The sequence below is a fragment of the Umezawaea sp. Da 62-37 genome, from assembly GCF_032460545.1.
Classification (GTDB): domain Bacteria; phylum Actinomycetota; class Actinomycetes; order Mycobacteriales; family Pseudonocardiaceae; genus Umezawaea.
In genome coordinates this window covers 8,791,864-8,805,664 of the sequence record NZ_CP135965.1, presented here as the reverse complement: position 1 = coordinate 8,805,664, position 13,801 = coordinate 8,791,864, and the positions used below count along the sequence as shown (strand labels likewise).

Here is a 13,801-nt window from a genome sequence, read left to right as displayed (position 1 = left end):
CATGTCGACAGCCGGGGTCCTGCTCGCGGCGGGCGCGGGCAGGCGCTTCGGCTCGCCGAAAGCCCTGATCCGCCACAGCGGCGCGCTGTTCGTGGAGACCGCCACCGAGACCCTGCGACGAGCGGGCTGCTCCCCGGTGGTCGTCGTGCTGGGCGCGTCAGCCGCCGAGGTGCGCGAACGCGCCCGCCTGCCGCACGCCCTGGTCCTGGACAACCCCGACTGGGCCACCGGCATGGGCTCCTCCCTCCGAGTCGCCCTCGCCGCCGCCGCGGACACCACCGCCGACGCCGTCCTGGTGCTGCCGGTGGACACCCCCGGCGTCACCACCGAGGCCGTCCTGCGGCTGTCGGCCCTCGCCACCCCGGACGCCCTGGCCCGCGCCAGTTTCCACGGCGAACCTGGCCACCCCGTGCTGATCGGCCGGGACCACTGGGCGGGCGTCCTGGCGACCTCCACCGGCGACGCGGGCGCCCGCGACTACCTGCGCGCCCACGCCGTCCGGCTGGTGCCCTGCGAGGACGTCGCCGACGGCGCGGACGTGGACCGGCCGGAGGACCTAGCCCGCTGGTCGGAGTGACCGGGCGGCCACCGCGATCCCCAGGCAGCACAACGGCAGCACCCCCAACGCCAACTGCAACGACGTCGCGTGCGACACCAGCCCGATCAGCGGCGGCCCCAGCAGGAAACCGGCCCACCCGGCCGTGGCCACGCCGGCGATCGCCTGCCCGGCATGCGCGTCCGACTGCGCCGCCGCCGAGCTGAACACCACCGGCACCACGCAGGCGATCCCGAGCCCGAACACCCCGAAACCCACCAGCACCAGCCAGAACTCCCCCACCACCAGCGCCACCCCGAACGCGATCCCGCCGGCGGCGGCCAACCCCCCGACCACACGGGCGGGCCCGAACCGCGCCACCCACCCGTCCCCGCCGACACGTCCCAGGAACATCATCACCGCGAACACCGCGTACCCGAGCCCCACCTGCCCCACCGGCACCCCGACCGTGTCCCGCAGGTAGACCGCCGCCCAGTCGCCGATCGCCCCCTCGCACAGCAGCCCGCCGAACATCACCGCCCCCAGCAGCAGCACCCGCCGGTCCCGCCACGGCAGCCCCAGCTTGTGCTCGTCCACGGCCCGGTCGTCCCCGAACATCCCCCGCGTCAACGGCCACGCCGCCAGCAGCAGCACCACCGTGAACACGATCATCTGCACCCGCAGGTCCACCCCCGTCGCCACGGCCAGCGCCCCGATCCCCACCCCCACGAACGCCCCCGCGCTCCACCAGGCGTGGAAGCTCGACAGGATCGGCCGCCGGTAGGCCGCCTCCACCGCGATCCCCTGCGAGTTCATCGCCACGTCCAGCGCACCCTGGAACCCGCCCCAGAACGCCAGCGCGACGAACAGCCACACCGGCGCGGGCACGAACCCCAGCGCGGGCGAGACCAGCGCGTACGCGACGAAGGTCAGCAGCACCACGCGCCTGCTGCCCCACCGGGCGATCGCACCGCCCGCGGCGAGCATCGCGATCACCGACCCGACCGGGGCGCCGAGCAGCGCGAGCCCCAGCGTGCCGTCGTTGAGGCCGAGCCGGTCCTTCACCTCCGGGATGTGCGGGGTCCAAGCGGCGAACACCGCCGCGTGGACCGCGAACACCAACGCCGTCGAGACCCGCGCGACCTTCGACCGCGAGGCCACCGCCGTACCGGAACCCGTGTCCGAGGTCGGGTCAGACAAGGCGCACCTCCACCCCTGCGTCGCGGACGGCGGCGATCTCGTCGGCAGGCGCGTCCTCGTCGGTCACCAGCACGTCGATGGCCTCGATCCCGCAGACCCGCCCGAACGCCGTGCGCCCGAACTTCGACCCGTCCACAGCGGCGATCACCCTCGCGGAAGCGGTCACGGCGGCCTTCTTCACAGCACCCTCCTGGAGGTCGTGCGACGAGACCCCGTTGCGCACGCTCAGCCCGCAGCTCCCGAGCACCATGGTGTCGAAGCGCATGACCTGGAACGCGTACTCGGTGAGCGGGCCGACGAACGACAGCTCGCCGGGGCGCAGGTCGCCACCGGGCAGCACCAGGCGGACGCGTTCGGCGCCGCGCAGGGCGTTCGCGACGTGCAGGGACAGCGGGAGGACGGTCAGACGGCGTTCGGTCAGCAGCTTGGCCGCCTCCAGCGTGGTGCTGCCGCCGTCGACCACGATGCTCTCGCCGTCGTCGATCAGCTCCGCGACGGCGAGCGCGATGCGGCGCTTCGCCTCGATCCGCTGCTTGCCGCGCGCGGCGTAGGGCACCTCTTCGCCGGTCAGCATCCCGACCGCCGCGCCGCGCACCCGGCGCAGCAGGCCCTCGCGCTCCAGCGTGTCCAGGTCGCGCCGGATCGTCATCTCCGAGCAGCCGGTCAGCTCGGCGAGCTCCCCCACCGCGACCCGTTCCCCCTGGCGCAGGCTCTGGAGTATCAACTCATGCCGTTTCGCACCATCCATGTGTTCATACGAACACGAAGGATGTTCGTTTCGCAAGACTTTCGCGAAGTGCGCGCATCGGGTAGGACTAGCCACATCCAGTGGTGTGGACCACTGGAAACGCTGACGACGGAGGACCACCGCATGACGAGCGAGACCGTGACCGGATCCGACTACGGCAACGTCGTGCGCGACCACCTGCTGAAGGTGGAGCAGCACAACGCGTCGGCGCTCGACGACGTCGCCGAACTGGTCCTGGCCAGCGTCCTCGCGGACGGCATGATCCTCACAGCGGGCGCGGGCCACTCGCTGGCCGCGGTCGCCGAGACGTTCTACCGGGCGGGCGGCCTGGCCTGCGTGCGCCCCGTCTACCACCCCGAACTGCTGCCGATGCACGGCGCGATCAGCAGCACCGCGGCCGAACGCCGCACCGGACTGGCCGCGGAGGTGCTGGCCGACACCGGCCTGGCCGCGCACGACGTGCTGTTCGTGTTCTCCACCTCCGGGGTCAACCCCTACCCGGTCGAGTTGGCGATCCAGGCCGTCGACGCGGGCTGCCCGGTCGTCGCGGTCACGTCGGTCGCCGCCAGCGCCCTGGCCCCCCGCCGCGCGGGCACGACGCTCGCCGAGGTCGCGACCGTGGTGCTGGACAACGTGGTGCCGCCCGGCGACGCCACCTACCCGGTCGACGAGCCGGTCACCGCAGCCATCTCGACCATCGCCACCGCGTTCCTGTGGAACCTGCTCATGGTGCGGCTGTTCGACAAGGCCGCCGAGCAGAACGTGCACCTGCCGCTGTGGCGCAGCGCGAACGTCGAGGGCGGCGACGCGGCGAACGCGGACATGCTGCGCCACTACCAGACGCGGATCCCCCAGCTGGGCTGACCACCGGTGGTGGATCACCCCCGAATCGTCACGGAACCTCCACACCGCCCCGCTACCTTCACCTCATGGGGTGGCACCCTTCCGGGGTGTCGACGAGTGGGGGTTCACGGTCAATGCAGGAGAAACGACGTCGTTTGGTGCTGATCGGCGGCGGCCTGGCGGCCGCCGTGGTCATCGGGATCGGCGGCGCGGTGGTGTGGGGGTCGGACGACCCGTCGACGGGGTCGGCCGTCTTCGAGGTCGAGGAGCCGGGATCGAGGACACCCGGCACCGTCGTGCAGGACTTCATCGCGGCGTTCGCCGCCGGTGACGTCGCCGGGGCCGCGGCGACCACCGACGCGGAGCAGCCCGCGAGAGCGGCGCTCGGCCGCTCCAGGATCGCCATGTCCACCGCCGCGTACACCGCGCGGCTCGGGGCGATCCCGGCGATCGGCGCCGAGGTCACGGCGACGACGATCCCCGCCGACGTGACCTGGACGCTGCCCGGCGGCGCCCCGTGGACCTACCGGACCGCGTTCGAGGTGAAGCGCGACGGCAAGCAGTGGCGGGTGCACTGGACACCCGCGGCGCTGCACCCGGCGCTCGTCGAGGGCCAGGCGCTGAAGTTCGAACCGGTGTCGAGCCAGGGCTCGGTGCTCGACCGCGACGGGAAGCCCCTGCCCGAGGACACCGGCGACTACGCCAAGGCCGTGCTGCCGGGCGTGCGGGGCGAGGTCGGCGGCACCGGCGGCAAACCCGGCTGGAAGGTGCTCGTCGTGGACGCGGCGGACGCGCCGGTGGCCACCGTGCAGGAGAAGCAGGCGGTCGTCACCCAGTCGGTGACCGTCACCCTCGACAAGGCCGTGCAGGACGCCGCGCAGGCAGCGGTCGACGGCGTGCCGCAGGAGGCCGCCATCGTCGCGATCGACACCGGCACCGGCGAGATCCTGGCGGTGGCGCAGAACGCGGCAGCCACCGCCACCGGCCCGGTCGCGCTCGGCTACCTGCACGAACCGGGCTCGACGTTCAAGATGGTCACCGCGGCCGCCGCCATCGAGGGCGGCGCGGTCACCGTCGACACCACGGTCGAATGCCCCGGCGAAGCGGTCGTCGGCACCCGCAAGATCCCCAACGAGGGCAAGTTCGACCTCGGCGCGGTGCCGCTGCGGCAGGCGTTCGCGCAGTCGTGCAACACCACGTTCGGCAAGCTCGCGGGCGAGATGTCCGACAGCGCGCTCACCACGACCGCCCGCCAGTTCGGGATCGGCGCCGACTACGACGTCGCCGGGATCTCCACCAACACCGGCAAGGTGCCGCCCGCCGTCGACGTCGCCGAACGCGTCGAGAACGGCATCGGGCAGGGCAAGGTGCAGACCACGCCGTTCGGCATGGCGCTGGCCGCCGCCACCGTGGCCACCGGGAGGACGCCGACCCCGCAGCTGATCCGCGAGATCCCGACGAAGGTCAACACCGCGCCGACCGCGCTGCCCGCCGACGCCGCGCAGGCGTTGCGGCCGATGATGCGCGAGGTCGTCACCGGCGGCACCGCGACCGCGCTCGGCGGCTTCGGCGCGGTGTCCGGCAAGACCGGGACCGCCCAGTTCGGCGACGGCACCCACGCGCACGGCTGGTTCGTCGGCTACCGGGGCACCATGGCGTTCGCGGTGCTCGTGGTGGACGGCGGCTCGTCGAAAGCCGCCGTCGGCGTCACCGCGACTTTTCTCGGTCCGCTGTGACCAGCGAGAGCTTCGGCGTCTCCACCACGCTCACCTGCGGCGTCTCGTCGAACTGGGTGTGGTACAGCTCGGCGTAGCGCCCCTCGGCCTCCAGCAGTTCGCGGTGGCCGCCACGTTCCACGATCTCGCCGTCCTCCACGACCAGGATCTGGTCGGCGGCGCGGATCGTGGACAGCCGGTGCGCGATGACCAGGGCCGTGCGGCCGCGCAGGGCCTCGGTCAGCGCGGCCTGCACGGCCGTCTCCGACTCCGAGTCCAGGTGCGCGGTCGCCTCGTCGAGGATGACCACGCGGGGGCGGGCCAGCAGCAGGCGGGCGATCGTCAGCCGCTGCCGCTCACCGCCGGACAGCCGGTAACCCCGTTCGCCCACCACGGTTTCCAGGCCGTCGGGCAGCGACTCGATCAGCGTGCCGAGCCGGGCGCGGGCGATCGCGTCCCACAGCTCCTCGTCGGAGGCCTTCGGACGGGCGTAGAGGAGGTTCGCGCGGATGGTGTCGTGGAACAGGTGCCCGTCCTGGGTCACCACGCCGACCGCGTCCCGGACGTCGTCGAAGCCGAGTTCGCGAACGTCCACATCGGACAGCGCGACGGAGCCGGATTCCACGTCGTAGAGGCGCGGGACCAGTGACGCGATCGTGGACTTGCCCGCGCCGGAGGAGCCGACGAGTGCGACCAGCTGGCCGGGTTCGGCGCGGAAGCTGATGCCGTGCAGGACTTCCTGGCCGCCTCGGGTGTCGAGGGTGCTGACCGACTCGAGGGAGGCGAGGGAGACCTTGTCCGCTGACGGGTAGCCGAAGCGGACGTCGTGGAATTCGACGGAGACGGGGCCGTCGGGGACGGGCTTGGGCTTCTCGGCCTCTTCGATCATGGGCTTGAGGTCCAGGACTTCGAAGACCCGTTCGAAGCTGACCAAGGCCGTCATCACGTCCACTCGCGCGTTGGCCAGGGCCGTGAGCGGGGAGTAGAGGCGGGAGAGCAGGAGTGCGAGGGATACGACCGTGCCCGCGGCCAGGTGGCCGGTGAGCGCCAGGTAGCCGCCCAGGCCGTAGACGAGCGCCTGCGCCAGCGCGGAGACCAGGGTCAGGCCGGTCATGAACCAGCGGGTGGCCATGGCGGTGCGGATGCCGATGTCGCGGACCCGCAGGGCGCGGTCGCCGAACTCGGTGGCTTCCTCGCGGGGGCGGCCGAAGAGCTTGACCAGGGTGGCGCCGGGGGCGGAGAAGCGTTCGGTCATCTGGGTGGTCATGCCCGCGTTGAGGTTGGCGGCTTCGCGCTGGAGGTCGGCCATGCGGTTGCCCATCCGGCGTGCGGGGAGCACGAAGATCGGGAGCAGCACCAGCGCCAGGAGGGTGACCTGCCACGACAGGGTGAGCATGACGACGAGGGTCAGGGTCAGCTGGATGACGTTGGTGACCACGCCCGAGAGGGTCGAGGTGAAGGCTCGTTGGGCGCCGATGACGTCGTTGTTGAGGCGGCTGACCAGGGCGCCGGTGCGGGTGCGGGTGAAGAAGGCGACCGGCATGCGCTGGACGTGTTCGAAGACGGCGCGGCGGAGGTCGTAGATGAGGCCTTCGCCGATCCTGGTCGACTGCCAGCGTTCGAGGAGGCCCAGGCCGGCGTCGATGACGGCGATGACGGCGATGGTGATCGCGAGCCAGACGACCACGGAGACCGCGCTGCCGTTGACGATGGCGTCCACCACTCGGCCGGCTAGGACGGGGGTGCTGACGGCCAGGACGGAGGAGACGACGGTGAGGAGGAGGAAAGTGACGAGTTTGGAGTGGTGGGGTCTTGCGAAGGTGAGTACTCGGCGCAGTGTGCCGGCGCGTACCCCTTTGGGGGTTTCGCCAGCGCGCATCGCGCTCATCATCAGGCCCCAGGCACCGTATCCGCTGTCCACCTGAAGGGGAACGCTTCGGGTGGGTCGGTGCTTCCCTGTTCGTCGGGGGGCGAAGTGGTGGAGGTGTTCGTTGGGTGTGTTGAGCTGTGTGTTGTTGCTGGGCCTGTGGGGCTGATCCCTCAAAACCGGTCATCGGTGCCCAGAATCTCCGGGTGCGGCCGATTTGACTTGGGGCCCCTCTTTTTGGCCCTGCGGGCCCAAAAGGGGCAGGGGTGAAAAGCCTGCCCGCTGAGCGAGTGCAGGGCCAAAAACCCCAAGTCAAATCGGCCGCACCAGGTGCGGGCGCGCTCGGTTCCAGGGGCGATGGCCGGTTTGCCCGGCTAGGTGGGCAATCAGCCGGTTGCTCGGTTCCCTGGGTGATCAGCCGGTTTGCTTGGCTAGACGGGGCTGGGGCGTTGTGGCTTAACCCGTTTCGGGTTAGGCGGACTGGCCTGCCAGTGCTGCCAGTTCGCCGAGGCGGCGGAGTTGTGCGGCGCGTTCGAGGGCCAGCTGTTCTTCTGCTGTGGTGCCGTCCGCGGCGGCGGCGATGAGGGCCAGGGTTTCGCGTACGGCGCCGGGCAGGGGGCGGAGGACCTGGGCGACCAGGTCGTCCACTGCGGTGTCGAGGTCGGCTAGTGGCACGACGTGGTTCGCGAGGCCGACGCGGAGGGCTTCTTCGGCCTCTACGCGGCGGCCGGTCACGCAGAGTTCGGCGGCGCGGGCGTAGCCGACGAGGCGGACCAGGGGGAGGGTGCCGCCCAGGTCGGGGACCAGGCCGAGGGTGGTTTCGGCCATGGAGAACTTGGTGTCGTCGGCGATGACGCGGAAGTCGCAGGCCAGGGCCAGTTGGAAACCGGCACCGATGGCGTGGCCCGCCACGGCGGCGATGGTCACCCGTTTGGGGTCGCGCAGCCAGGTGAAGCCGTGCTGGAACTCCGCGATTTGGGCATCACCCTGTTCCGGGCCCTGGCGGAGGATGTCCGTCAAGCCCGGTTCGCCTGGTACGCCACCGGAGAACATGCGGCGGTCCAGGCCTGCCGAGAACGCTCGACCAGAACCCCGGACGACCACCACGAGGACGTCCGGGTCCAGGCCTTCGCCGATCGCCCGCAACGCCTGCCAGGTGGAGGGCGTCTGCGCGTTGAGCACATCGGGGCGGTCGAGGGTGACGGTCGCGCGCGGCCCGTCCACGACGAGCCGCACACCGCCGCGTTCCAACACGTCGGCGTCGATGGGCGTAGCCGACATGCTGGAACCTCCGAGGCCGGTCGGCGCCGCCGCTGTTCGGCGCCTGTTGTTACCGGAGGGTAGCTTACTTCTTCTACTTCTTCTTCGTGCGGGTGGCGCCACCGCGACCGCGCAGCGTCACACCGGACTCGGACAGAACCCGGTGGACGAAGCCATAGGAGCGCCCGGTGGACTCAGCCAACGCCCGGATGCTCGCGCCCTTTTCGTACTTCTTCTTCAGGTCAGCGGCCAGCTTGTCCCGTGTGGCGCCGGTGATCCGGGCGCCCTTCTTCAGGTCAGCCACCATGTCCCGCCTTCCGTCCGAGCAGGTCGGGCCGCTTTCGGGCCCCTGTCGTCGCAATGATCGAACACGACGGACCAGAACGCCAGGCGATCATGCAAAATGATCTGTCCGTGATCGGATGATCACGGACAGTCGACTGCCGGTCACGCTCGCGGAAACGGGCTGTTTCCGTTGCCTCAGGCCAACTGCACGAGTTCCAGGTAGTCCGCGGACCAGTGGTCCTCGGTTCCGTCGGGGAGAAGGATCACCCGCTCGGGCTCAAGCGCCTCGACCGCTCCGGGGTCGTGGGTGACCAGGACGACGGCGCCCTGGTAGCGGCGCAGCGCGTCGAGCACCTGCTCGCGGCTGGCCGGGTCCAGGTTGTTCGTCGGTTCGTCGAGGAGCAGCACGTTCGCCGCGCTCGACACGAGGCCCGCCAGCGCCAGCCTGGTCTTCTCGCCACCCGAAAGGGTGCCCGCGAGCTGGTCCAACTGCTCGCCGCTGAACAGGAACGTGCCCAGCAACTGCCTGAGCTGCTGCTCCTGGGTGTCCGGTGCCGCGTGGCGGATGTTCTCCCACACGCTGGCGTCGTGGTCCAGGGTCTCGTGCTCCTGCGCGAAGTAGCCGACCTTCAGGCCGTGGCCGGGGATCAGCGAACCCGCGTCGGGGCGCTCCATCTGGCCGAGCAGGCGCAGCAGGGTCGTCTTGCCCGCGCCGTTCAGGCCCAGGATCACGACCCGAGAACCCTTGTCGATGGCCAGGTCGACGCCGGTGAAGATCTCCAGCGACCCGTAGGACTTGCTCAGCCCCTCCGCCATCAGCGGGGTCTTGCCGCAGGTCGCGGGCTCCGGGAAGCGGATCTTCGCGACCTTGTCCGCCACGCGGGTCTCGTCCAGGCCCGCGAGCATCTTCTCGGCGCGCTTGGCCATGTTCTGCGCGGCGACGGCCTTCGTGGCCTTCGCGCGCATCTTGTCGGCCTGGGCGAACAGCACGCCCGCCTTCTTCTCGGCGTTCGCGCGCTCGCGGCGGCGGCGCTTCTCGTCCGCGGCGCGCGCCTCGAGGTACTTCTTCCAGCCCATGTTGTACAGGTCGACCTCGCCGCGGGTGGCGTCGAGGAACCAGACCTTGTTCACGACGTCCTCGAGCAGCTCCACGTCGTGGCTGATCACGACCAGACCGCCCTCGTGCGACTTGAGGAAGCCGCGCAGCCAGGAGATCGAGTCGGCGTCGAGGTGGTTCGTGGGCTCGTCGATCAGCAGGATCGTGCTGGACTTCGCGCCGACACCGGCCTCGGAGGCGGCGAACAGGATGCGCGCCAGCTCGACGCGGCGGCGCTGGCCACCGGACAGCGTGCTCAGCGGCTGCGCCAGGATCCGGTCCGCCAGACCGAGGTTCGCGCAGATGCGGGCGGCCTCGCTCTCGGCGGCGTACCCGCCGAGCGAGGAGAACCTGTCCTCCAGCTTGCCGTAGCGCTCGACCGCCTTGTCCAGCTGCTTGGGGTCGACCAGCTCCGCCATCGCGGACTGCGTCTTCTCCATGTCCCGCAGGATCTGGTCCAGGCCGCGGGCGGACAGCACGCGGTCCTTCGCGATCACCGACAGGTCGCCCTCGCGCGGATCCTGCGGCAGGTAGCCGAGTTCGCCGGTGCGCCGCACGTCGCCGCCGTAGGGCAGACCCTCGCCCGCCAGCACGCGCAACGACGTCGTCTTGCCCGCGCCGTTGCGGCCGACGAGACCGATGCGGTCGCCTGCCTGCACGCGGAGGTTGGTCTCCGACAAGAGGATGCGCGAACCCGCGCGCAACTCGATGTTGGTAGCTGTGATCACAGCGGAACTCCAGGTATGTACGGCCATGCGGAACTGAGGGGTCGGCGGAGGAACACGCGCTGGACCTACTCGATCAGGATGACCACCCCACCAGTCTACGGGCTTTGCGCTACCCGATTGGCCACATGTGGGCACCGGCATACATTCGGGCGCATGACGGAGACGTTCGCAGGGAAGACCGCGCTGGTCACGGGCGCGAGCAGGGGAATCGGATTCGGGATCGCGCGGGAACTGCTGGCGCGCGGGGCGTCGGTCGCGATCACCGGGCGCAGGACCGACACGATCGAGGAGGCCGGGCGGCGGCTCGCGGAGGAGGCGGACGTGCCCGCCGACCGGGTCCTGGCCCTGGCCAGCAACGCCGGGAAGGACGAGGAGCGCGCGGCGGCGGTGGACGCGGTGCTGGAGCGGTTCGGGCGGATCGACGTGCTGGTCAACAACACCGGGATCAACCCGATCTTCGGGCCGCTGATGGACGCGGACCTGGGGGCCGTGCGGAAGATCTTCGACGTGAACGTGGTGGCGGCGTTGGGGTTCGTGCAGCTGGTGTGGAAGGGGTGGATGGCCGAGCACGGCGGGGCGGTGGTGAACATCGCCTCGGTGGGCGGGATCCGGTCTACCGGGGCGATCGCGGCGTACGGGGCGAGCAAGGCGGCGCTGATCCGGTTGACGGAGGAGTTGGCGTGGCAGTTGGGGCCGAAGGTGCGGGTGAACGCGGTGGCGCCGGCGGTGGTGAAGACGAAGTTCGCGGAGGCTTTGTATTCAGGGAGGGAGGAGGAGGCGGCGGGGCAGTATCCGATGAAGAGGTTGGGGACGCCGGAGGACGTGGCTCGGTTGGTGGCGTTCTTGGCTTCGGATGAGGCCGGGTGGATCAGTGGGGAGACGGTTCGGGTGGATGGGGGGTTGTTGGCTACTGGGACGTTAGGGTGAGTTGGGTTTGAGGAAGCCCCCGTGCGTTGTGGCCCACCGCACGAAGCCCGGCCCCCGTGCGCGCAATTGTCTCAATGCACTGCCCTTGTTTGTCAAGACGGGAAAGATGTCTTGACAAACAAGGGCAGTGCAGGAGGGCGCTGTGTATCGGGGGCAGGGGTAGGACTGGCTTCGCCGAAGGCGATCAGGCTTCGCCTGACTCGGGCATCGGCTGCGCCGACTGGCGGCCTGCCGGTTTTGGTGGGGCTAGAGGGTGGCGCGGAGTGAGGTGAGGCGCCAGGTGCCGGGGTCGGGGGCGCGGTCTTCTGCCGGAGTGGCCAGGGCTAGGGCGGGGAAGCGGTGCCAGAGGGCGGAGAGGGCTACCTCGGTTTGCGCTTTCGCCAGCGATGCGCCCAGGCAGAAGTGGGGGCCGTGGCCGAAGCCGAGGTGGGTGGCGGCGGTGGGGCGGGTGATGTCGAAGGCGGTCGGGGTGGTGTGGGTGCGGGGGTCGTGGTTGGTGGAGGCGACGACTGCCGAGATGGCGTCGCCCTTGTGGATCAGGGTGCCGTGGAGTTCCACGTCTTCGGTCGCGTAGCGCGGGATCGAGAGCAGGGCGGGGCCGGAGAAGCGGATGACCTCGTCCACGGCGCGGGGGAGTAGTGACGCGTCGGCTCGGAGTGCGGCCAACTGCTCGGGGTGCGAGTGGAGGACCTGGACGGCGTTGGGGATGAGGTTGGCGGGGGTTTGGCCTGCCAGGACGAGGTGCCAGACGAGGGTGACGAGTTCGGTTTCGCTCAGGCGGTCACCCTCTTCGTCCTGGATGCGGACGAGGTCGGAGAGGAGGTCGCCGTCCGGGTTGGCGCGGCGGCTTGCCACGGCGGCTTTGGCGCCGGCCATGATGGCGGGGACGGCGTCGGCGAAGCCGGGGCCGTAGCCGGCGGCGATGTTGGCGGCGTGGGTGCGCCAGGCCGGGCGGTCTTCGGTGGGGATGCCGACGAGTTCGCAGATGACGTCGACGGGGACGAGCCAGGCGAAGTGGCGCAGCAGGTCGACGGAGCCGTTCTCGACGTGGTTCGGCAGGTCGTCCAGCAGTGATTCGACGATGGACTCGATCCGGGGGCGGAAGTCGGCGGCGCGGCGGGCGGTGAAGGCCGGGGACACCAGCTTGCGCAGTCGGGCGTGTTCGGGGCCGTCCAGTTCGGACATGGTCCGCATGTACTCCAGGCAGTGCTCGGGGATGCCCGGAGGGCGGATGAAGCTGTCGGAGTTGATGACGAACCGGGGGTCGGTGAGCATGGTCTTGGCGTCTTCGTGCCTGGTCAGCGCCCAGAGCGGAGCCATGCCGGGGATCGCGATCCTGGCCAGTGGCGCGATTTCCCGGACGCGCCCGTAGGTGGTGAACGGGTCGCGGACGACCTCCGGGTCGGCGAGGTCGATCTCGGGAACGGTGGTCATGGGTTCTCCCGGCGTGTATCGTGGCGTCATTTCAGATGGTTAGATCATCTGGATGGTGAATGTATCTGAAATGCGGGCATGCGGCAAAGCGCCACGAGGACCCCTGGGCTTCACCTGGTCGTCGAGGAGATCCCGTCCTTGGAGGTGACCGTGGTCGTGACCGATGGGCTCGTGGTCTGTTCCGTGGAACCGGTCGAGGGGACGGGTGGTGGGGAGGCGGATTGGTGCGTGGTCGTCGTCCCCGGCGGGATCTCGCGGGTGGTCGACGGCATCGGCACCGTGGTGAGCGTCGAGTCCGGGGTCAGGGCGGGCGGGCTCGTCATCGGTGAGGCGGGTGTGGTGGTCACGGCCGTTCGCGGCGCCGACGTGCCGACCGACGGACCGGCGGGCTGCACCGGTGCGGTGGGAGCGGAGCCCGGTCTGATGACCAGCACCACCAGTGCGACCGCCACGACCGCGGTCGTGCCGACGCCGCTGCCCACGACGGCCATTGTGCGGCGGCGCCTGCGCACCGCCTCGCCACCCCTGATGATGTCGTCCGCGGTGAGGGACCGCACCGGCATGGGGGCCCGGTGCAGCTGTTCGAAGGTGCCCTTCAGGTCGTCCTCACTCACGGCGAGACACCTCCAACCACAGATCGGCGTACTGGGGGCCGAGGCGCTGGCGGAGCGTCGCCAGGCCTCGGGCGCTCTGGCTCTTGACCGTCCCGGTGGTGCACCCGAGCGCCGAGGCGGTTTCCTCGACGCTCAGGTCGTGCCAGAAGCGCAGCACCAGCACAGCACGTTGACGCGCACCGAGCACCGACATCGCCTGCCACAGCACGAGCCGGTCCTCGATGTGCTCACCACCGCCGGGCATCTCCGGCGGCGCGTCCGTCAGCCGTTCCCGTCGCCACCGCATCCGCCTGCGCTCGGCGAGGAAGGTGCGCACCACGATCTTCCGGGTGTAGGCGCCCAAGCCCGCCCGGTCGGCCATCTTGGGGCCCGCCAGGTACAGCTTGAGGAAAGCCGCCTGCACCACGTCCTCGGCCTCGTGCCAGCTGCCGCACAGCAGGTAGGCCGTGAAGCGCATCGAATCGGCGGTGCGGTCGAAGTGCCGGGTGAACTCGGCGTTCCAACTCGGGTCGGTCACGCGTGCGGTGCTCTCCTGCTCAGCGCTGGGTG

General features: G+C 70.6%; 13 protein-coding genes. 4 read left to right on the top strand and 9 right to left on the bottom strand.

All coding sequences use genetic code 11. The annotated features are described in order from the left end of the window. Position 1: 1 nt before the first annotated feature. Positions 2-577 carry a nucleotidyltransferase family protein gene (locus RM788_RS40080; RefSeq protein WP_315925060.1) on the top strand — a complete coding sequence of 192 codons (576 nt, stop codon included), beginning with the start codon at positions 2-4 and terminating at the stop codon, positions 575-577. On the opposite strand, the gene RM788_RS40075 is transcribed toward RM788_RS40080, so the two are convergent. Next, a complete protein-coding gene (locus RM788_RS40075) occupies positions 557-1,735 on the bottom strand; it encodes an MFS transporter (protein WP_315925058.1) in 1,179 nt (392 codons plus the stop codon). The genes RM788_RS40080 and RM788_RS40075 overlap by 21 nt on opposite strands. Then, complete coding sequence (locus RM788_RS40070) at positions 1,728-2,483, bottom strand: DeoR/GlpR family DNA-binding transcription regulator (RefSeq protein WP_315925056.1); 756 nt, start codon at positions 2,481-2,483, stop codon at positions 1,728-1,730. The genes RM788_RS40075 and RM788_RS40070 overlap by 8 nt, the downstream gene beginning before the upstream one ends. 123 nt (positions 2,484-2,606) lie before the next feature. Between RM788_RS40070 and RM788_RS40065 the strand changes: the two genes are divergently transcribed. Next, positions 2,607-3,347 carry an SIS domain-containing protein gene (locus RM788_RS40065; RefSeq protein WP_315925054.1) on the top strand — a complete coding sequence of 247 codons (741 nt, stop codon included), beginning with the start codon at positions 2,607-2,609 and terminating at the stop codon, positions 3,345-3,347. A 113-nt stretch (positions 3,348-3,460) separates the two neighbouring features. Beyond that, positions 3,461-5,062: a penicillin-binding transpeptidase domain-containing protein gene (locus RM788_RS40060; RefSeq protein WP_315925052.1), complete on the top strand. Its 1,602-nt coding sequence runs from the start codon at positions 3,461-3,463 to the stop codon at positions 5,060-5,062. Here the strand turns inward: RM788_RS40060 and RM788_RS40055 are convergent. From RM788_RS40055 to RM788_RS40040, 4 genes are all read right to left on the bottom strand, one after another. Beyond that, a complete protein-coding gene (locus RM788_RS40055; protein ID WP_315925050.1) occupies positions 5,034-6,920 on the bottom strand; it encodes an ABC transporter ATP-binding protein in 1,887 nt (628 codons plus the stop codon). The two genes, RM788_RS40060 and RM788_RS40055, sit on opposite strands and share 29 nt — an antisense overlap. Before the next feature lie 459 nt (positions 6,921-7,379). Next, positions 7,380-8,189 (bottom strand): enoyl-CoA hydratase/isomerase family protein, encoded by an 810-nt coding sequence (locus tag RM788_RS40050; RefSeq protein ID WP_315925048.1) that lies wholly within the window; start codon positions 8,187-8,189, stop codon positions 7,380-7,382. A gap of 73 nt (positions 8,190-8,262) precedes the next feature. Continuing rightward, complete coding sequence (locus tag RM788_RS40045; protein ID WP_030473247.1) at positions 8,263-8,472, bottom strand: helix-turn-helix domain-containing protein; 210 nt, start codon at positions 8,470-8,472, stop codon at positions 8,263-8,265. 176 nt (positions 8,473-8,648) lie between these two features. Beyond that, complete coding sequence (locus RM788_RS40040; protein WP_315925044.1) at positions 8,649-10,277, bottom strand: ABC-F family ATP-binding cassette domain-containing protein; 1,629 nt, start codon at positions 10,275-10,277, stop codon at positions 8,649-8,651. Positions 10,278-10,430: 153 nt separating this feature from the next. On the opposite strand from RM788_RS40040, the gene RM788_RS40035 reads away from it, so the two are divergent. Then, the gene (locus RM788_RS40035; RefSeq protein ID WP_315925043.1) at positions 10,431-11,204 is read left to right on the top strand and encodes an SDR family oxidoreductase; all 774 of its coding nucleotides are present in this window, start codon (positions 10,431-10,433) and stop codon (positions 11,202-11,204) included. A gap of 246 nt (positions 11,205-11,450) precedes the next feature. Here the strand turns inward: RM788_RS40035 and RM788_RS40030 are convergent, their stop codons facing one another. The 3 genes from RM788_RS40030 to RM788_RS40020 all read right to left on the bottom strand — a co-directional run bounded on the left by RM788_RS40030 (position 11,451) and on the right by RM788_RS40020 (position 13,769). Continuing rightward, entirely contained in the window at positions 11,451-12,638 is a 1,188-nt protein-coding gene (locus tag RM788_RS40030) for a cytochrome P450 family protein (RefSeq protein ID WP_315925041.1), read from the bottom strand. A gap of 110 nt (positions 12,639-12,748) precedes the next feature. After that, positions 12,749-13,252 carry a hypothetical protein gene (locus RM788_RS40025; protein WP_315925039.1) on the bottom strand — a complete coding sequence of 168 codons (504 nt, stop codon included), beginning with the start codon at positions 13,250-13,252 and terminating at the stop codon, positions 12,749-12,751. Then, positions 13,245-13,769 carry a SigE family RNA polymerase sigma factor gene (locus RM788_RS40020; RefSeq protein WP_315925037.1) on the bottom strand — a complete coding sequence of 175 codons (525 nt, stop codon included), beginning with the start codon at positions 13,767-13,769 and terminating at the stop codon, positions 13,245-13,247. Before RM788_RS40020 ends, RM788_RS40025 begins: the two co-directional genes overlap by 8 nt. Between the last annotated feature and the right edge of the window lie 32 nt (positions 13,770-13,801).